Below are 19217 nucleotides of genomic sequence, written 5' to 3'. Positions count from 1 at the left end.
ATTGTTTTTACCCCTTTTTTATCGATTGCTTTCGAAGGCAGACTTCTTTTTTTTCAGAATGTACTGGATGTTCCGGAATTTTTCCGTCCTCGGGGTTTCCTGTGGGTTCGCGTTCATAGGGTTCGGCTTTTACAAGGACATAGGTATAGGACCCGAAGGCTTTTTTCAGGTTATGTTCCACGTGGATGGAAATTCGGTTTGCCTCTCCGATGTCAAGGGCATTGTCAACTTTGATGCGGACATCCACAGCAATATTATTTCCTATCTTCCGGGTCTTGAGGTTTGAGAGAGTTTTTACTCCTTCGGTTTTCTGAATAATCTGTCTGATTTTACCTTCGGTTTCTTCATCAAGAGAGGCTTCTATGAGTTCGTTTATGCTGCTGCGGAATATCTTCAGGGCGATATTCAGAATGATAATACTAAGAAAAACCGCCATCAAAGGATCGAGTATAACCCATTTTCCTCCCAGGAAGATTGCAGCTCCGATTCCAATCATGGTACAGAACGAGGAAAAAGCATCAGAACGATGGTGCCAGGCATTCGCGGTTAGAGCCATGCTGTTGATCTTCCGGGCATGCAGGATTGTATAGTGGTACATGAGTTCTTTTGAGATTACGGAAAGCAGGGCTGCATAAAGAGCAATAAGGGCAGGCTGCTCAAGGGTCTCTCCTTCTACAAACAGCAGAGTCCTCCGAAGCCCGTAAATAAAAATCTGCCCGGCAACCACAAAAAGCATGAGCCCAACAAGGCTTGCACTGAGAGTCTCAATTTTCCCGTGTCCGTAGTTATGGCTTTCATCCACTGGCTTTTTTGCAACCTTGAAGCCAAAGATCACCACAATGTCAGTCAAAAAATCCGAAAGGGAATGGACAGCATCTGCAACCATTGCTGCACTGTTCCCAAGAATTCCTGCAAATAACTTGAAAAGAGTTAGCCCGAGGTTCAAGAAAAGCCCGGCACCAGTAACCTGGACAGCCTTCTCAAACCTTTCTTCATGTTCCATTTTTGGTCACTTCCGTTAAAGGAAATCTATTTTTCGGGCTTTCTTCCTGCTCTGCGGTCCTCTTCAGGAAGCCAGGGATTTTCACCATTTTCAAGCCAAATCGTTTCAGGCAGTTTCAGATTGGTTCAATGATATTCTTTCTATGATATTCACTCAATGGAGATTGGTTCAATGATATTCTTTCTATGATATTCACTAAATGGAGATAGGTTCAATGTCGTTCTATGATATTCACTCAATGGAGATATAATAAATATGTCTCTATAAACTATATTAAATATATCTTTTATATAGTAAAGTTTTCGAATTCATTGTATAATATTTTCAGCTATTGTTACCGTTTTTATAGCTTCATTACTTTTTTGATAGTGTGTCTCGAAATTAAATTTGATTCTACAATGGTGACAGTAATTATCATTTTAACTGAAAAATAGTGTCATAAAACTGTTAAATGTCTAAAGTGTAAATTTTAACCATGATGTCTAATGTATTTGCTTTCATACATCGAGCGAGTAAGCCTGATGTAATAAATTTACAGTCTGAATTTAAAGCCAGCAATGCCCACTATCCAAATGTAAAAATGAGTTGAATTTTAAGCAACCTCTAAGAGCTCTCAGTGGTCCTTCAGTATTTTTTCAGAACCTTCATAATGATAAAAAACCCTGCAATGTTTATTGCTCCTATCAGGAAATATCCTATCAGGTAACTTGAGTTTCTGCCAAAAATTGAATTTCCCTCTTCTAAAACACCTGCAGAGCGGATCCCTTCTTTTGGTTCCGTCAGAGAATATTCATTTTCCTTTGTTTTGGTTCCTTCCATCCCAAACTCGATCACCAGGTCAGCTTCAGGAAAAACCTCTTTTTCCTTTTCTTCAAGGCTTTTTCCGGAGTCAAGCACAGCGTTGACCGTATAGGAGTTATCCGGTTCCAGGCCGAAGAATATGAACTGGTCATCGTTTCCTGCGGATTCGATAAGTTCCCCGTCTTTCCTGAGTTCTATAGTTCCTTTTTCTGGAAGTTTTACTTTAAGATTTACGTGCCCTGTAAGCAGGATCTGTTCCCCTTTGGCAAACCTGGGCCTGGCAGGGATATCAAGGACACCGAGCAAAGTCTGAGCAAAGTCTTCCTGTCCGAATTCTCCTCTGATAATCCCACTCTTAACATCCCGTGCAGATACGATGAGCGGGACCATCTGCGCTTCATCCGAACCTGAATATTTTTCGGACTGGTGTCCTCCTTTAGAACCATCTGCCGAAAAAGCCATGCCATGGTCTGCAGTCAGTACAAAAGCAAGGTTGTTTTTCTCACAGAGGGTATAGAGAGACAAAAGTTCGGAATCAAGGCTTTCGATGCAGTCTATATATCCGTAATTGCCCCTGTAGTGCCCGCTCATATCAATTGCCCCTACGTTGATAGTCAGAAGGTACTTTTGCCCTGGCCTGTTTTTTGCCATGTATTCCACAACAGCACAGGCAGTTTCAATGCCCCACCTGTTATACCCGTTATATCTTTCCCTTGTTTCCTTTGAAGTGACATATCCCGGAGCCCTGTCAGCCTCCTCTTCCATTAGCTGCAAAAGTCCAGAAGGCACCGGATTATCCTGGGAATGTTCATACTGCTTAAGCATTATCTCCATATTCTTTATGGAGTTTTTTTCATCCCTCAGGATAACGTCCTGTTCGGCGCAGATTGACCAGAAATCCCCTTTTTCCATTACAGCAATACAGAGGTAGCCCTCACTGTGCAAAGCATCGAAAATACTTGCGTCTTTAAAGCTAACAAACTCACTGTCTGCACCCGGGTTTCCGGTAACAAGGACTGAGTGCCCTCCTTCGGTAAATGTCTGAGGAGCACGAAACTCGAGAATCCGGGCACTGTTTTTGCCTATTTCCGGAATATTTTCAAGCCTGGCTTTTTCAAGGGGTGTACCGTCAAGTGCGTGTGGTGTGAGCTCCGGATAGATAAAAGGGGAACTTAACCCGTCAACGATCAATATGACTGCACCGTCAGGTGTATTGACAGGGTTTACCTCGACTTCGGTAAGGGCAGATGCAGGAGCTGGAAAAGCTGCAGAAAAAATCAGTAGTGTTGTAAATAAAACCAGAACTGAAAATAACTTGAAGTTTGGGGTCCTGAACATCATTGTAAATTATTTTACACACACCCAATATAAAGAATTTACCTTTTCGAAAAAAATCCTGCTGGCAAAGTTCGCTGCTTTATCCGTTTTACTTCATCAGTTTTATAAAACTTAGAGGGAATACATTGGAGCTGTAGTGAAGTCTTCAGATTTAAATTATTTCTTTTATATTCAGGTTTACAGGTTACCTTTTTAAAGGTTTATTTTTTAAAGGTTTATTTTTTAAAGGTTTATTATACCAGAAGGGGTAAAGGTATGAGTAAAGGTATAATACTTGCCGCAAATACCATTAATACTTGCCGCAAATACCATTAATACTTGCCGCAAATACCATTAATATTCCGAAAACGCCTATCCCTTAATCCAAAAAATAGGGAGAGTTCCCATGAAGATGAGCCCACGCTGTACCTACTGCATGCTTTCAAGAGTGCATTTTGAATCCAAGCTTTCAACGGATGATGAAGATCTGATCTGCAAGACGCTTCATGAATGCCTTGGCGTTATGAATAAATACTATGATCCTGAGGCTATATCAGCATCTGTAGCCACTAAAATTCACCGAAAGTGCTATGAAATCCTCGAAGATAATGATCCATATGCAGTCACAAAAAAGCTCATTAGCCAGGCTGCACTAAAAGTCCTGCCCGTAGCAAAAGAAAAAATTTACGAAAACTCTCCCGACGACGGGGAACTCTTCAGGCGAGCAGTGCTTGCGTCGGTTATCGCCAATTATTTTGATTTTGGGATTATGGGCTTTGATGCTAGCGAAGATAAATTTGAAGCTGCTTTTCTAAAACTTTTCGAACATGGGCTTGACGTTGATGATACCCCGAAAATGCTGGGGCTCCTTAAGGATGTTATTTATATTGCCGACAACTGCGGAGAGATCCTTTTTGATATGATTGTTTTCGATGTGATTAAAAAACTCGGTGGAAATATCACACTCGTGGTCCGCGGAGGCCCCATTCTTACAGATGTTACAATGGAAGAAGTAAAAGAGTTCGAAATCGACAAAAAGGTTGACAGGGTACTGACCACGGGTTCAAACGCCATAGGTATCCTGGTCGAAGAAGCCCCTGCCGAATTTCTCGACGCAATGAAAGACGCAACCCTTATCATCAGCAAAGGCATGGCAAACTACGAGACTCTCTCCGAACACAACTTTGGGCCTATTGCCTATATGCTCCTTACAAAATGCGAGTGTGTAGCTGAAGAACTCGGGCTTGAAAAGGGCCTATCAGTTGCGAAACTGATGAACTTCCCCTGACAATCACACCTGCTGGATCTTTTGTCCTGATATTCGTGGAATCTTTTCCAATATTTTTTGGTTGTCGGATCTTTTTCGACAACTTTTTATTGAGCAGGGTTACAACTTAAATATAGTTAATGAAAAATACTTTAAGGTCAGTGTGGTATTTTATAATATCTGACAGTTTAAAAAATAGGCATCTAGATATTTATTGATATTCATCAGAACAGTATAAGAAGAACAGTATAAGAAGAACAGTATAAGAAGAACAGTATAAGAAGAACAGTATAAGAAGAACAGTATAAGAAGAACAGTATAAGAAGAACAGTATAAGAAGAACAGTATAAGAAGAACAGTATAAGAAGAACAGTATAAGAAGAACAGTATAAGAAGAACAGTATAAGAAGAACAGTATAAGAAGAACAGTATAAGAAGAACAGTATAAGAAGAACAGTATAAGAAGAACAATGTAAGGAGAGATACAATATGTGTGAAATCAGTATAATTATGCTTCGTGGAGAAAACCGTGAGAAGGTTATGGAGTCTGTAGCAAAGATTCTGGTTGAAGGAACCTCAATCCAGCTTACCGGAATCCTCGGAGACAAAATGACGGTTGAAGGCTCAATCAAGGAAATCAATTTCTCACGCGGGGAAGCCCTTATTATATCAAAATGATTTTTTTACTTTACTTCTTCCTGATTTTTACCTGCTTATTAACATTTTTTCGTTAGCAGGAGTTAATAAACCTGTTTTAGTGGTACAGATAGGTTTGATAAGAAGCTTTGCTAATTTACTGAAAAAACAGTGAATTCCTAACCTTTTGAAAAACCATCTGGAAGCTCCGAAAGTACTGAATATGTCTCACGGTTTCTTTAATTTGTAATAGCTACCCGGGAAAAGCATTTATTTATTCTAATCTATTATCTATCGCAGTGTTATTTCTCAATGTAATCTCAAATACGGATCTCATGTAAATTGAGATATAACAATCAATAATCGGGCGTAAATTAAAGCACTCAAAATATTTATTACTTAAATCAGTATCTTAGATCGAATATCGGGTATTTTTTAGCGTCTCTTAATTTCAGACGTACATTATAAATCAATAAAACACTTTAAATTTATGCATATACTTTAGATTAATGTAATTCACTGCCTGAAAATCACAAATTCAAAAAAACAGTTTTCAGCTACTCAGACTGTTAATTAGACCATAATTCTCTGTAATTTAGTCTAATTTGAACTAATTCAGTCTAATTTAAATTAATTTACTTTAATTCAGATTATATTATGATATGATAGTACAGGATAGGATAATAAATGGCTAAAGCAAAAATTGCAGTAAACGGTTACGGAACAATTGGAAAAAGAGTTGCAGACGCCGTACTGGCTCAGGATGACATGGAAATCATAGGCATTTCCAAGACAAGACCTAACTATGAGGCTGCAGTAGCCCACCAGCTCGGGTATGATATCTATGCCCCTGCCGCCAATCTGGGAGCTTTTGAAAAGGCAGGAATGCCTGCTGCCGGAAGCATTGAGGAAATGGTGGAAAAAGTCGACCTGGTTGTGGACTGTACTCCGGGGGGAGTGGGGGAAGCCAATAAAGCCCTGTACGAAAAAGCCGGGGTAAAAGCCATCTGGCAGGGCGGTGAGGAGCACGAGCTTACAGGCTTCTCCTTTAACGCGGTCTCAAACTACGAAGGGGCTCTTGGCCTTGACTTCGTAAGGGTGGTTTCTTGCAATACCACAGGGCTCTGCAGGATCATCTATCCCATAGACAAAGCGCTTGGGGTAAAGAAGGTCAGGGCAACCCTTGTCCGGAGGGCAACCGACCCCAACGACATAAAGAAGGGGCCGATCAATGCAATCGTGCCGAACCCGATCAAGCTGCCTTCTCACCACGGTCCCGATGTTAAGACCGTTATTCCCCATATCAATATCACTTCAGTCGCTATGAAAATCCCGACGACCCTCATGCACGTTCACACCGTGAACATGGAGCTTAAGAACGAGTGCACTGCCGAAGACGTCAGGAAAGTGCTTGGTTCCCAGTCTAGAATCCGTTTCGTAGAGCAGGGAATATCTTCCACGGCCGAAATCATCGAAGTTGCCAGGGACATAAAGCGCCCCAGAAACGATATGTGGGAAAACTGTGTCTGGACTGACTCCGTCACCATACACGAAGGGGAACTCTACTTATTCCAGGCTATCCACCAGGAGTCCATTGTGGTTCCCGAAAACGTGGATGCTATCCGCGCAATGATGGAGCTTGAGAGCGACGGTGCAAAATCAATTGCGAAAACAAATAAAGCCCTTGGGCTCTAAGCCTGTCCAGGGCTCTTGATTTCCAGGACTCAGGGTATCTGATGCACTTTCTTACGAATTTCCTGAGTCCTTATTTTCAAAATCCCAGTTCCCGGCACCCAAAATACTGGTCAGTGTACCTGGAAAACTGAGAGAAGAAGGATCCGAACTTTGATGACTTCAGATTCAAATTTTTTGAAATTGTGTCGGGAGGCGTATAGGGCTGCACATGATGCAACCTGTGAGCTTGTAGGCACTGAGTCGGCAAGCAGCTTCATATGCATGGGAGCTGACGGGACGCCGACTACCGGTATAGACCTTGCAGCAGAGGATGCCATTGTCGAGGTGTTTAAAGCTGACGGCAGGTCCATGAGGATACTCAGTGAAGAACTCGGTGAACTTGTTATCGGAAATTCTCCTGAGTTTTCTGTTGTGCTTGATCCCCTCGACGGGACATATAATGCTTCTGCAGGAATTCCTTTCTACAGCGTTTCAATAGCTTTTGCTTCTCATGACCTCTCAGACATAAGGTTCGGGTATGTGAGCAACCTTGCCTTCAGGGAAGAGTATTATGCAGAAGCTGGAAAGGGAGCATATCTTAATGGAAATAAAATTAAACCCTCTATGAATTCAGACCTGAAGAGTCTCTGTGTCAGTGTATACGGATACAGGCAGAACGTGGAAAGGACTCGAAAGATCTACAGCAATGTCCGTCGTGTGAGGTTGTTCGGAAGCGTGGCTCTTGAACTGTGTTATGTAGCCTCAGGCAGGCTTGATGCCTTTGTGGATGTCCGGAAATCTCTGCGTGTAACAGATGTGGCAGCAGGTCAGCTTATCCTTGAAGAAGCCGGTGGGCTTGTTACGGACGGATACGGAAAGAATTTAAGACTTCCTGATAATGTTACCGCTAGAGTGGAGATGGTCGCTTCCAATGGGCGCGTACATAAAAAAATTTTAAGCTTACTCTCAGGGGGATAATTTGGCAATTAAAAAAATAGGGCTTGCATCGCGCTGTGATAGACCTGAAGTACTTCAGATGGTAAGGGATATTATCACGAATTTCCAGTCGAAGGTGCAGATCTGTGTTTCCACTGCCACAGCTGATGTCCTGGGCATTGAGGGAACTCCTGTTGAAAAAATGAGGGACCAGGGAGTCGAACTTATCATAAGTGTAGGAGGCGATGGGACAGTCCTGCGGAACATTGCCAAAATGAAAGACCCTCTCCCTGTATTGGGAATTAATATGGGCACTCTCGGTTTCCTTGTAGATGTGGAGCCTGAAGATGCGATTGAGACCATAGAAGAAGTCCTCTATGGGTTTTCGTATCTTGAAAGGATGCGTGTAGACGTCTTCCTTAACGGGGAGATGCTTGAAACAGCCACCAACGAGGTTGCTGTAATGTCTGCCAAACCCGCAAAGATTATCCAGTTTGAAGTCCACATCAATGACTGCCGTCTTGATGAAATTCGCGCGGATGGTGTGGTTTTTGCAACCCCCACAGGCTCAACTGCCTATGCAATGAGTGCTGGAGGACCTATAGTAAATCCTAGAGTAAATGCAATTGTGGTGGTTCCGGTTGCTCCTTTCAAGCTATCTTCAAGGCCCTGGGTTATCCCTTCGGACAGTGAGGTTACAATTAAATTGTCAGACAATAAAAAAGAGGCTGTAATTGCAATTGACGGGCAGAAGTCTTACAGGATCAGGCCTGATGATGTTGTCAAACTGAAAAAATCAAAATACCCTGCACGTTTCGTAAGGATTGCCGATACATGTTTTTACGAGAGAGTACAGCGGAAACTTTCCTGAAAAAAAACCTTATTCAGGTTTGATTTCTAATTAACTTTAATTTTTCTTATGGACCCATGTTTTTTAGAATCTTTTTCCTTAAGATCCTGTTTTACTCCTGATATTTCCCTGAAATTTATTCTCTGGCATTTTCATCTCTCAGGTTGAAGAACTGAAAGCGAATTTTTTACCCCTATTTTTTACCAAAAATAGGAATATTGCTCACGGAAACTCTTTTCCTCCAAGGAAAACATTTATACATGTGTAGGTAAAGCTAATGCTTATCTTAGCTAAATATAAGATTTTTTGACTTCTAATAGTGTTTTAGCCTCTTACTTTCTTATCTATGCCTTTGAATTGCTTTTCAGGGCAGTTGAGACAAATATCATTAAAAATAATCATAAATTCCTCAAAATAATAAAAATCACGGGAAACAATAACCATGTCAGAGAGCGAGCAGTACTCCAGAAATACACTTATGGACTTCGTCGAATATCGCCCCCTTGATATCGAAATCTGTGACGTGACTCTACGCGATGGGGAACAGACCCCTGGCGTTGTGTTCACAAAAGAACAGAAGCTTGCAGTAGGCAGTGAGCTTGATTCCATGGGTATTGAAGTTATAGAAGCCGGATTTCCGGTAGTTTCCGCATACGAAAAGGAAATCGTAAAGGAAATTGCAAACCAGGGCTTTAATTCAAGGATCTGCTGCCTCTCAAGAGCAGTAAAAGGGGATGTTGATGCTGCCCTTGAATGTGACGTCGATATTGTGAGCATTTTCATTGCAATGTCCGACATGCACCTCAAATATAAGTATCACAGAAGTTTTGAGGATATGCTCGGCTGTGCTAAGGAAGCCATTGAATATGCAACTGATCATGGTTTAAAGGTGCGTTTTGCAGCTGAAGATGCAAGCCGTACGCCGGTTGACCGTCTCAAGCAGGCTTTCAAGGAAGTTGAAACCGAGTACAAAGTGCAGTATGTAAGCCTTGCAGATACAGTGGGCATCCTGAATCCAATCACAACCCACTACCTTGTGAGTGAGATCTTTAAGTCCGTAAACACTTCAATCTGTATCCACTGCCACGATGACCTTGGAATGGCTACAGCTAACACTCTTGCAGCTGCTGAAGCCGGGGCGAAGCAGCTCCATACAACAGTCAACGCTATCGGAGAAAGGGCAGGAAACGCCTCCCTTGAAGAAGTGATGGTAGCTCTCAGGGTACAGTACGGGATCGACCGCTATGATACAACAAAGCTGACCGCACTTTCCAGAATGATCTCGGAATACTCAGGCATTACACCCTCGGTAAACAAAGCCGTTGTCGGACAGAATGCCTTCACTCACGAATCCGGAATCCACGTCGCTGCAATCCTTGAAGAGCCGAGGACCTACGAACTTTTCCTTCCCGAAATGGTTGGTGGAAAACGCAACCTTGTTGTCGGAAAGCACACCGGGACAAAAGCCTTGAAAGGCATAATCAACAGCATCGGTTTCTGCCTTGAAAGAGACGAACTCTGTGCCCTGATCGAAAAAGTCAAGGTATGCACCGAAGAAAAGCGTAAAAGCATCTCACGGGAGCAGCTTGAAAGGCTCATTACCCAGGTCATGCAGGAACAGAAAACAGGTACATTTGAAGGTGAAGAGAAGATTTCTATCTAAAGTGAATAAAAAATGAAGATGTCTTTCACGCCCGAATTGTGCCTCACCCGAATTGCGCTTTGGGATCGCAGGAAATCGGAGATTTTCTGAGAGTTGCGATGTAATCGCAACAGTACGCGGTCCTTTTCGCTGCGCTCAAGAGGACTTATTTATGGGTTTTAGCAGTGAACTTTGTCCAGGGGACTAAATTACGATTTCTTTAACCCGTACAACCTGCTCGACGCAGGAGCAAGGTCTTAGAAGCTTCTTAAAATTCAAACCATTTCTACATTTGGATAGTGGTCATTACTGGTAAATTCAGACTGTAAATTTATTATATCAGGCTTATTCGCTCGATGTATAACAGTTTAATGACACTGTTTTTCAGTTCAAATGATAATTACTGTCACCATTGTAGAATCAAATTTCATTTTAAGACACGCTCTTACAAAGAAATATGTAAAAAATCTACAAAGTATATCGGTAGAAAAATCGGCTCTTCGTTGTTTTGTGTGGCTATTCTCATAAAAACCAACGCGGTCTTGAAGTGAAAATCGTCTTATCCATAGAGAATGATAAAGAGCCGAAAAATCTGTGTCTGAATATCTTACCGATTCAGGCACCTCAAAAATTAAAGTAAGTTAAAATAATAGAGCCCAATGTCTTAGTATTTTCTGCACTGGCCTTTTATATAAATTACTGAAATTCCCGGAAGGGCGAGTTTTTCCAGGATCAGGTCAGAAAGTTCTGAACCGGGAGTCGGTTTTTTTCCTTCTTCTCGATCTAAATCAAAAAAAGACACATCAGGTACTATTGCTTTTACCACTTTTCGCAGGTCAGGGACTTTCTGCCCACCTGTCATGGCTGCAACTTCGTTCTGGAGCACGAGTACAAGCACTTCAGAACCTTCGCTTGCAGCATTTAAGAGCCCGAGGATGCCGGAATGTGCAAGGGCAAAGTCTCCGATTACAGCTATGCCTTTTTTCTCAAAGCCGCAGGCAACCGAGATCGCCGAACCCAGGGCAAAGCTGACATCAACTGCAGCAAGGGGTTCGGGTGCGCTCCGGACCGAACATCCCATGTCTCCAGCGATTTGAACGTCAGGTATGCGGAGAAAATGGTACAGGGGGAGATAAGGACAGTCCTCGCAGATGGCAGTCCTGTCTTTTTTCCCTGATTCGGTACGAACAGAATCTACAGGACTCGGGATCATTTTATCTTCGATATGCTCAAGGGCAAACTCGATATCTTCCGGCATTATTTGCCCGTATGGGAGGTGCCCCGTTTTTTTGCCGCAGACATTGCCTGCGATAAGAATCTGCTCTTCTATGAAAGGTTCTGACTCTTCAGCTACCAGGACTCTCCGGTTATTTTTAAGGAAATTTCCGATTTTCTGCAGGGGAAGGGGATTTACAAGGTTGAGTACAAGATGGGAAACTCCAGGGTAACAGCCTGATTTTTTCAGCGTATCTTCCACAATTGAGGACGCAAAACCCGAGGATATAATTCCGAATCGTTCAACTCCTTTAATCCGTTCTACTTCTTTTTGTTCAGAAACCTGTGTTTCCGCTTCGATTTCTTCTGTTCCTTCTTTTATTTCGTTCAGGTCGGTGTTTTCAGCTTCAGCTTCAAGCACCGGGTAAACTTTTGAATGAAAATGCTGGTGTTTTTCCACCATCCGGAGGCCCCAGATTGAACGGTCAAACCGGGGGTGAACTGCTGAAGATGTAGGGAGGCGCCGGACTTTTCCTTTACTTTTCTCCAGGCCTGCGGTTACTCTTATAATGACCGGGACATGGGTTTCTTCTGAAAGTTCGTAAGCCCGCCGGAGGGTTCTGTATGCAGCATCGGGACCTACCGGGTCAAATACTGCAACTTCAGCGATCCTGCCATACCAGCGGGAATCCTGCTCATTCTGAGAGCCTTTTACTCCGGGGTCGTCCCCTGCAATGATTACCAGACCTGCACCTATAGTGTGCGTAACCGAAGTTATAAGGGGGTCGGAAAGCAGATTCATCCCAACGTGTTTTACAAGCACAAGAGCTCTTGTGCCTGAAACCGACGCTCCAAGTGCTATTTCCAGCGCAACTTTCTCGTTTGTAAGCCATCTGGCTCTATAAGTTGAACTGTGTGTGGGAGTTGATGAGTTATCGGTTTTAATTGATGAAGTTGATGGATTAGCTGTTTTCAAAAAAAGTTCCATTAGGGAGGTAACAGGATATCCCGGTACCCCTGTTATAAGTGTGACATCACTGTCGATGGCTGCAAGATAAAGGGCTTCAAACCCATTACATGGTGCTACTTTTTCATTCAAGTCGACCCCCCTTCCGGGAATGATAGGATTTTCGATAAATTCCGGCACCGTTTTATCAGTTTTTAAACAGTTTTTTCCATGTTCATTGACTTTATTTCTGTTCCGGGAATAATGGATTCTTCGGGTTTTGCGAACCAGGGCAGGGCGGCAAGAGCGCCTATTACCCCGTTGCCGTCAAGCAGGACTTCCACATTGTTTTCTTCGGCGCAGTGCAGGGCGTCTGCCTTCGAGACCCTTTCGGTTCGGCAGCGGTTGCTGTATGAGTAAAGCCCTTTTGCGTAAAAATCAGATAGTACTACAAGCCCTGTTTCTCTGGATGCGCTGTATTTTTTAAGGGCTTTTTTCAAAGAGTCTATGAGCCTTGACTTTGCTTTTTCGTCCACGCAGCCGAATTCCAAAACCGTTGACATGCAGTTCTGAGTCTTTTCCGGAACAGGAAAGAGCTGGACAAGGGCATGGGAAAGATAAACGGCTTCCTGGCAGTCCAGTTCCTTTGCGATGTTATGGGTCAGGGTCCAGGTGGCTCCTACATCCTTTGAATCGGTGTCATCTATGCCTATAAGGACGCGGTCCCTGCGGGGAACCACAACTGTTCCCTTGGCACAGCGTTCTCCTCCTGATTCAGAAATCCTGTAACGCAGAACTCCGTCTGCAAGTGCTCTGCAGCGGGTTGCACCAACGCCTCCGCCTCCCAGCCCTGCATAGGTGATCTCCACTTCGTCCCCCTGCACGATCACGGATTCTATGCCTGCGGCTGCAATCGAGGGTTTGAGTTCGAGTTTTGAGGTTCCGGTTTTCATTAAATAGCGTATCATATTTCCCGTCGAACGGGCTTTCAGGATAAGAGGAGCTTTTGCGTAGTGGTAAAGGGACCAGGCTGCTCCGCTGTAGCAGTTGGAGTGTTCCATAATCTCCGCGTACTCGTTTTTCGCGTCACAGACCGCATAAATGCCCCTGTAAGGTACAGTATAGGGGTCGTCCAGAGTAATCTCCTCAATCTGTCTATTATCCAGTGCACAGGCGTTTATATGTTTTGTAATGCCGAAGACCTCCTTTTTATAGGGGATAGAAAGTGGGAGGATAAATTTGTTTGATCGGAAAGCCCATTTCCTATAAATATATATAGGTATCGTAGGTTTGCCCTGAATAAGGTAAAGGTTTACCCTGAATAAGGTAAAGGTTTACCCTGAATAAGGTAAAGATTTACCCTGAATAAGGTAAAGGTTTACCCTGAATAAGGTAAAGGTTTACCCTGAATAAGGTAGAGTTTTTCCGGGTAAACCGGGCTCGAGTATAAGAATCTTACAATACAAGTATCTAACTGTTTTATCTCAATTACAATGAGTTTTTTTCAAGAGCCATGCCATATTTTGCCCGAGATTCATCAGATTCTCGATGCCTTCCTGATCTTGTTCGACCTCTCCTTTGACATTTCCGTGAACCATGCTCAGTAGCTTGAGCCTGCAAGAAACATTTCTTTACTGTATAATAAGTTGTTCAGGGTATCAAATGCTCTGATCGCTCCCCCACGGCGGGCAACTACAACTGATGCTTCGACTTTATTTGAAAGGCCACACCAGCAGAATATACGGGAGAACCAGGAATTATTCCATCCGAAGTAGCCATTTTTGCCATATACTCATTAAAAAAATCATATGTAATGATACATTGTTTATTTTTATTTTTACCTTACAAAGCCCTCATCTTTGAGGCTCACGTACCTGCCATCTCCTATGATGATATGGTCAAGAATATCGATCCCAAGAAGCTTTCCTCCTTCAACAAGTTTTTCAGTGACCATTATGTCCTCCCTGCTAGGGCTCGGGTCTCCTGAGGGGTGGTTGTGAACCATGATCACCGATGCTGAGGATTCAAGAAGAGCCAACTTAAAAACCTCGCGCGGGTGCACGATGCTGGCGTTCAGGCTGCCTATGGATACTACTTCTTCTTTCAGGATCTGATTTTTTGTATCAAGGTACAGTGTTATAAATTTTTCTTTTTTTTGTTCCCGCATTTTAGGATACATCAGAGTATAGACATCCTTCGGAGAACAGATTTTCCGTTTCGGTTCTTCCACAAACGTCTCAAGCCGCCTTGCAAGTTCAAAAACTGCAGCTATCTGGGTAGCCTTTGCTTTTCCAACCCCTTTGACCTGTGTAAGCCTTGAAACATTTGCAAGGCTAAGTTGCTTGATGCTGTATTCCGATAATATCCGGCCGCACAGGCTAACAACATTCTCTTCCCTTGACCCTGTCCTCAGGACTATTCCCAGCAGTTCAGCGTTTGAAAGGGCTTCCGGCCCGTTCTTAATGAGCCGTTCCCTGGGACGCTCTTCCTCAGGAATATCCTGAATCCTTATTTTGGTTACTTCCACATTCCATCCCCCCTCTTCCATCCTGACCGAATAGATACTCATGACTGGCATGTTTGCTGTATACAGAGCACTAATCTGTACCCTTATTGGTAGAATCTGTGCCTTTATTGGCAGTAACTGTTCGGGCTAACAGTCAATTATATTATAAACAGTTACTATTGATCGTTTTAATATTTGAAGGTTTTTACATATAAAGTCCAATTAAAATTATATATATCCAGACTCGCCATTGTTTTTGACAATAAATGAACAATGCCCCGACATACAAAGAGTTGTATTTAAATCGAGCCGGGTAAAAGGCGCCGACCCTTACTTATACCGGGAAGTCCATAAGGCTCTTTGATGAAGGTCATTTCTGTTGTAGGGTATAAGAAATCTGGGAAAACAGCCCTTGTTTCAGCCCTGGTCCGGCAACTTTCCGGGTTTGGGACAGTAGGTACTGTAAAGCACATGGGAGAACAGCGTCTCAACTCCGAGGAAACAGATACTGGCAGGCACTTTGATGCAGGGGCAGACATGGTAATAGGGATCACGGGCTCTGAACTTGTCAGCTTCTCCAGAGACTCCGACCTTGAAGATGCCCTTGATATGCTCTGCGACCGGGGGCTTGATTTTGCGGTTGTGGAAGGGTTTAAGGACAGCAAGCTTCCAAAAATAGCACTTGGTGGCCTTGAAGGCGTCTCTAATGTCATCATGAAGCTTCCGGAAAACTCCGATATACACGAGGAACTGGCAGCCTCTCTGGTCGGAATGACCCTTGCCCAGCCTGACCACTACACTCTGGACGCGCTTATAAAGAAAGCCCGGAAAAACCCGGCTATCCAGCAAGCAGGAGCAATCGGCACCTTTACCGGTATCGTCCGCGAGCTTGCAGGAGAGGAAAAGACAGCCAGGCTCGAGTTTGAGAAATACGAGCCCGAAGCCTCAAAGGTCCTTGACAAAATCCGCGAGGAAATCAAGCAAAAAGAAGGCATCCTCGAAGTTTTTATTCACCACAAAACCGGCGTCATCGAAGCCGGAGAAGACATAGTCTACATCGTCATCGCATCCGCCCACAGAACCGAACTCTTCCCAGCCCTCAGTGAAGCTATCGAGAGGGTAAAAGCCGAAGCTCCCATCTGGAAAAAGGAGTTTACGGAAAAAGAAGAGTTCTGGGTCCACGACAGGGAACACACCTGAATACAAAAAATGTAACAGGAAAAGAAGAAAATAAAAATAGAAGAGAAGAATAGAAGAGAAGAATTGAAGAGATGAATAGAAGAGAAGAAAAGAAAAGAAGAAGAGCCGATTAAAAAAAAGAAGCTAAGAGCAGCAAAAATCGGGACGGAAATTGAATGAGCGGAAAAACAGAACTTAAACCGGGGAGAACAAAAACCAGAAGCGCAATCATTCTGGCAGGAGGCAGGGGTCGCCGGATGGGCATGGTCGAAAAAGCCCTCCTCGAATTTGAAGGAAAAACCATCCTCGAACGTCTGCTTGAAAACCTTTTCAAGGTTGTAGACGAGGTAATCCTCTCGGTCCGCGACAGTTCCCAGAAAGAAAAACTCCTCCCGGTGCTTGAAAAATTCCCTTCCCGTGAAATCCGTTTCTGTTTTGATTCCATAGAGGATGCCGGCCCCCTTGAAGGTATCCGGGCAGGACTGCTTGAATCCAGATCAGAATACTCTTTTGTCTGCGCCGGAGATATGCCTTTTGTAAATATTAGGGTTGTAGACCTGCTGTTTGAAAAAGCTGAGGGACATGACGTTGCTCTCCCGAGGTGGAAGGAGAGAATGTTTGAGTCTCTGCATGCAGTTTATTCCAGAAAACTGATTCCCAAAATTGAAAAAGCCTTTGAAAGAGGTAAACATTCAGTGCTTACGCCGGTTTTCGAAATGCCTGATGTTATTTTTGTAAAAATATCGGAAATTCAGGTACTTGATCCTGAACTTAGGACTTTTGCGAATATCAATACGGTTGAAGATCTTGAAAGTATGATCGAATCTGCGGTGGAAAAAGCGAAATTATAATAAAATTCCGGTAAAACGTTGTTGATCTATTTTCTAATTCCCTAAATAGCCTGATTCGCATTGCCTCGGATGATTGGGATGCCTCAAACCGTTCATTTCCCGCGCTTTGCGCGGCTTTTCCGTAATTTATGTTACAAAATAGAAAATTATTTAGCTGACAACCCTCTCTACTTTTTAGTTTCAATTATTTTTTTATGCAGGTTTTATCTCTGGATAGCTGCTGAAATATTATCTTAAATTTTTCTTGGATATAATAGCAAAGTTGATTTTCTTAATCTTACTTTCGGCAGGTCGACATTAGATATTTGAATATTTTTTACGATACCGTTTTAGAGCATTAGATAACTATTTTTTATGTTTAAAGCTGGTTAACGTGTGATTTCTTCCTGACCTTTTAGCAGTTCCAGAGCCAAATTTTGATTTTGATTTTTATTCTACAGGAGTCCTAAAGTTTTTCATCGAATATGATTTCTGTCGCGTTCAGTTATGCCTCGATTTATAGTGAAGGGGGTCATTATGTTGAAACCCAGCGTGGCAGGATGCGGATTTGATTTCAATGAAGCAATTAACCTTTTTTTCAAAAGGAACTGGTATCTTCAGGTTTTTACATCTTTGTTTATGCTTCATTATGAGAAAGCCGGTCATTTACGAATACCGGTGAGAGCCCGGGGTTTTTAGACCCGATTCAATCTGGTGGTTCTGGCTTACTGAATTAAAACTGAATCTTACTTTTCCTACGGAAATTTTTACTCAATTTCTTTACTGGTGGGCATCCTCTATCTCAAACTTAACCCCGCGCCTTTCAAGCTCTTTTACAATCTCTTCCATAAACACACCCGGTCCCGGGGCATGGCTGTGGTGGAATTCTTTTACTTTTCCGGGCTCGCCGCCGACGCTTGTGATTTCCACGGCGCAGGAGGGGCTTTTTGGGATGCCGATTATCCTGATGTTTGTGCCGTTTGTTGCGAGGTCTTCTAGGAGGTCTGCAAGGGGGGTGAAGATTTTCCGGCAGAAGCGCCTGTAGGAAGGGTGTTCGAGCTGGTCTTTCGTGATTTCCCGGCGCCTCATTCCGAAGTACATGGCTTCGGGGCAGGGGAGTTGGATCACGTTTATTCCTCTTGCGTCAACAGGGGTTGCCGGCTTTACGCCTTTGATCCTTGCAAGGGGGTTAAGCAGGCAGTGGCCAACGACAACAATTTCATCCATGGTGTCGTTTGCTTTGGATTCTTTGGGGGCCGGAGAGGTATTATAATATTCAAGTTTTTTCATGGAATCATTTACTGCGTTTGTTTATTTAGTTTTTACCTGAATAAGAGATTATATATTTATCTTCTGCATATGTATGCGAAAATGGTATCTGTGAGCCTTCATACCAGCCCGATTTTTATAATCAGTAAAGGCGGAATTTCAGGAGGCAGGCAGGACCACTGCTTTATAAGCGGAAGGTCATTTCACATGTATGAAGATTTTGAAATAACACTTAATAGAGGCTTCAAGACCTGGACCAGGAATTTAAACATTTGTATTCCATTTATCCTTAATTTTTTTGTTAGTTTGATTCTTTATTTCTTTTTCTTTGGCTTAATGGGGTTCTTGTTCTTTGCCTCAAACACAGGAAGCGTAGTTGATCTTTCTACTCTCCCTCCCGCAGAACTTTATAACATGATCTGGACAGGGGTTAGGGACAATATGGCAGTCTCGGTGCTAGCAATTATCGTTTTTTCCCTGCTTGGCATGTTCTTACAGGCATTTTTCACAGCAGGGGCAATCGGGATGGCAAAAAAAGCTTCTGAGACCGGGGATACCGTACTATCCGATATGGTCAAATCCGGTTCGAAAAACGCTTTCAGGCTTTTCCTCACAAACCTGCTGGTCACCGTCATGCTTCTTGCGGGCATTGTCTTCATAGTGCCTGGAGCCCTTACAATCGGGGACCTGAGCGGTCTGATACAGAATCCGGAGGCATCTGTGGAGAGTATGGGCACACTCGCTATAGGAATCCTTGTATGGGGAATCTATATCATAGTTGTAAATATCGTACTTTCCCTTGCCCCTTACGCTCTCGTAATCGACGAACTTGACCCTCTTGGTGCTCTAAAAACAGGCTACAGGTTTTTCATGAGGAATAAACTCGATGTTTTCTTGATCTGGATAATTGTCATCGGGCTGGCTTTCGTCAATAGTATCGTCGGGGAGTATCTGGGTTCACAAAACACTCTGGTCTTAGGCATTACATATATCGTCCCGCTGCTTGTACTGCAGCCACTTACTGCTGTCCTATGGACTCGTCTCTACCTGGCCGGGGAGGGGAGGGATCTCTATAACCATTATGACCTGCTTTCTAATCTTGATGGATTCTAAATCCTGAAACCAACACTTTTTTCTATTTCTTTT

At 43.2% G+C, this 19217-nt stretch carries 15 protein-coding genes; 9 read left to right on the top strand and 6 right to left on the bottom strand.

Annotated elements, in window-relative coordinates:
• Positions 1 to 7: 7 nt before the first annotated feature.
• Positions 8 to 1003, bottom strand: coding sequence for a cation diffusion facilitator family transporter (locus tag MSWHS_RS09625; RefSeq protein WP_231585367.1), 996 nt, complete (start codon positions 1001 to 1003; stop codon positions 8 to 10).
• A 624-nt stretch (positions 1004 to 1627) separates the two neighbouring features.
• Entirely contained in the window at positions 1628 to 3145 is a 1518-nt protein-coding gene (locus MSWHS_RS09620; RefSeq protein WP_048127633.1) for an alkaline phosphatase family protein, read from the bottom strand.
• Between the two features lie 382 nt (positions 3146 to 3527).
• Here MSWHS_RS09620 and MSWHS_RS09615 point away from each other — a divergent pair, with 382 nt between their 5' ends.
• The 6 genes from MSWHS_RS09615 (at position 3528) to MSWHS_RS09590 (ending at position 10147) form a co-directional block, all read left to right on the top strand.
• Positions 3528 to 4409 carry a DUF89 domain-containing protein gene (locus MSWHS_RS09615; protein WP_048127635.1) on the top strand — a complete coding sequence of 294 codons (882 nt, stop codon included), beginning with the start codon at positions 3528 to 3530 and terminating at the stop codon, positions 4407 to 4409.
• Positions 4410 to 4877: 468 nt separating this feature from the next.
• A complete protein-coding gene (locus MSWHS_RS09610) occupies positions 4878 to 5066 on the top strand; it encodes a CooT family nickel-binding protein (protein WP_048127638.1) in 189 nt (62 codons plus the stop codon).
• A gap of 645 nt (positions 5067 to 5711) precedes the next feature.
• Entirely contained in the window at positions 5712 to 6719 is a 1008-nt protein-coding gene (locus MSWHS_RS09605; protein ID WP_048158970.1) for a type II glyceraldehyde-3-phosphate dehydrogenase, read from the top strand.
• Positions 6720 to 6872: 153 nt separating this feature from the next.
• Entirely contained in the window at positions 6873 to 7676 is an 804-nt protein-coding gene (locus tag MSWHS_RS09600; RefSeq protein WP_048127642.1) for a bifunctional fructose-bisphosphatase/inositol-phosphate phosphatase, read from the top strand.
• A 1-nt stretch (position 7677) separates the two neighbouring features.
• Positions 7678 to 8505 carry an NAD(+)/NADH kinase gene (locus MSWHS_RS09595; protein ID WP_048127644.1) on the top strand — a complete coding sequence of 276 codons (828 nt, stop codon included), beginning with the start codon at positions 7678 to 7680 and terminating at the stop codon, positions 8503 to 8505.
• 421 nt (positions 8506 to 8926) lie between these two features.
• A complete protein-coding gene (locus tag MSWHS_RS09590; protein WP_048127646.1) occupies positions 8927 to 10147 on the top strand; it encodes a homocitrate synthase family protein in 1221 nt (406 codons plus the stop codon).
• 643 nt (positions 10148 to 10790) lie between these two features.
• Here the strand turns inward: MSWHS_RS09590 and MSWHS_RS09585 are convergent.
• The 3 genes from MSWHS_RS09585 to radC all read right to left on the bottom strand — a co-directional run bounded on the left by MSWHS_RS09585 (position 10791) and on the right by radC (position 14814).
• Entirely contained in the window at positions 10791 to 12440 is a 1650-nt protein-coding gene (locus MSWHS_RS09585; protein WP_048130318.1) for an indolepyruvate ferredoxin oxidoreductase subunit alpha, read from the bottom strand.
• A gap of 62 nt (positions 12441 to 12502) precedes the next feature.
• On the bottom strand, positions 12503 to 13438 hold the full coding sequence (mmp11, locus tag MSWHS_RS09580; protein ID WP_197074071.1) for a methanogenesis marker protein 11: 936 nt from the start codon (positions 13436 to 13438) through the stop codon (positions 12503 to 12505).
• Between the two features lie 686 nt (positions 13439 to 14124).
• Positions 14125 to 14814 carry a DNA repair protein RadC gene (gene radC / locus MSWHS_RS09570; RefSeq protein ID WP_048130319.1) on the bottom strand — a complete coding sequence of 230 codons (690 nt, stop codon included), beginning with the start codon at positions 14812 to 14814 and terminating at the stop codon, positions 14125 to 14127.
• A gap of 342 nt (positions 14815 to 15156) precedes the next feature.
• Between radC and MSWHS_RS09565 the strand changes: the two genes are divergently transcribed.
• Entirely contained in the window at positions 15157 to 15993 is an 837-nt protein-coding gene (locus tag MSWHS_RS09565; RefSeq protein ID WP_048127650.1) for a molybdopterin synthase, read from the top strand.
• Between the two features lie 155 nt (positions 15994 to 16148).
• Positions 16149 to 16823, top strand: coding sequence for a molybdenum cofactor guanylyltransferase (locus MSWHS_RS09560; RefSeq protein ID WP_048158969.1), 675 nt, complete (start codon positions 16149 to 16151; stop codon positions 16821 to 16823).
• Between the two features lie 759 nt (positions 16824 to 17582).
• On the opposite strand, the gene MSWHS_RS09555 is transcribed toward MSWHS_RS09560, so the two are convergent.
• Positions 17583 to 18092, bottom strand: a complete 510-nt coding sequence (locus MSWHS_RS09555; protein ID WP_052722676.1) for a hypothetical protein — start codon at positions 18090 to 18092, stop codon at positions 17583 to 17585.
• Between the two features lie 81 nt (positions 18093 to 18173).
• On the opposite strand from MSWHS_RS09555, the gene MSWHS_RS09550 reads away from it, so the two are divergent.
• Positions 18174 to 19184, top strand: coding sequence for a hypothetical protein (locus MSWHS_RS09550; RefSeq protein ID WP_231585366.1), 1011 nt, complete (start codon positions 18174 to 18176; stop codon positions 19182 to 19184).
• Positions 19185 to 19217 lie beyond the last annotated feature (33 nt).

Origin of the sequence: Methanosarcina sp. WWM596 (genome assembly GCF_000969965.1) — an archaeon.
GTDB lineage: Archaea > Halobacteriota > Methanosarcinia > Methanosarcinales > Methanosarcinaceae > Methanosarcina.
This window is presented reverse-complemented; position numbering and strand designations above follow the sequence as displayed.

Coding starts and splice junctions, on each gene's coding strand:
- MSWHS_RS09600 (WP_048127642.1), top strand. CDS start 6,873: ATGACTTCAGATTCAAATTTTTTGAAATTGTGTCGGGAGGCGTATAGG.
- MSWHS_RS09605 (WP_048158970.1), top strand. CDS start 5,712: ATGGCTAAAGCAAAAATTGCAGTAAACGGTTACGGAACAATTGGAAAA.
- MSWHS_RS09555 (WP_052722676.1), bottom strand. CDS start 18,092: ATGAAAAAACTTGAATATTATAATACCTCTCCGGCCCCCAAAGAATCC.
- MSWHS_RS09620 (WP_048127633.1), bottom strand. CDS start 3,145: ATGATGTTCAGGACCCCAAACTTCAAGTTATTTTCAGTTCTGGTTTTA.
- MSWHS_RS09610 (WP_048127638.1), top strand. CDS start 4,878: ATGTGTGAAATCAGTATAATTATGCTTCGTGGAGAAAACCGTGAGAAG.
- MSWHS_RS09560 (WP_048158969.1), top strand. CDS start 16,149: ATGAGCGGAAAAACAGAACTTAAACCGGGGAGAACAAAAACCAGAAGC.
- MSWHS_RS09550 (WP_231585366.1), top strand. CDS start 18,174: ATGGTATCTGTGAGCCTTCATACCAGCCCGATTTTTATAATCAGTAAA.
- MSWHS_RS09625 (WP_231585367.1), bottom strand. CDS start 1,003: ATGGAACATGAAGAAAGGTTTGAGAAGGCTGTCCAGGTTACTGGTGCC.
- MSWHS_RS09615 (WP_048127635.1), top strand. CDS start 3,528: ATGAAGATGAGCCCACGCTGTACCTACTGCATGCTTTCAAGAGTGCAT.
- MSWHS_RS09565 (WP_048127650.1), top strand. CDS start 15,157: ATGAAGGTCATTTCTGTTGTAGGGTATAAGAAATCTGGGAAAACAGCC.
- MSWHS_RS09590 (WP_048127646.1), top strand. CDS start 8,927: ATGTCAGAGAGCGAGCAGTACTCCAGAAATACACTTATGGACTTCGTC.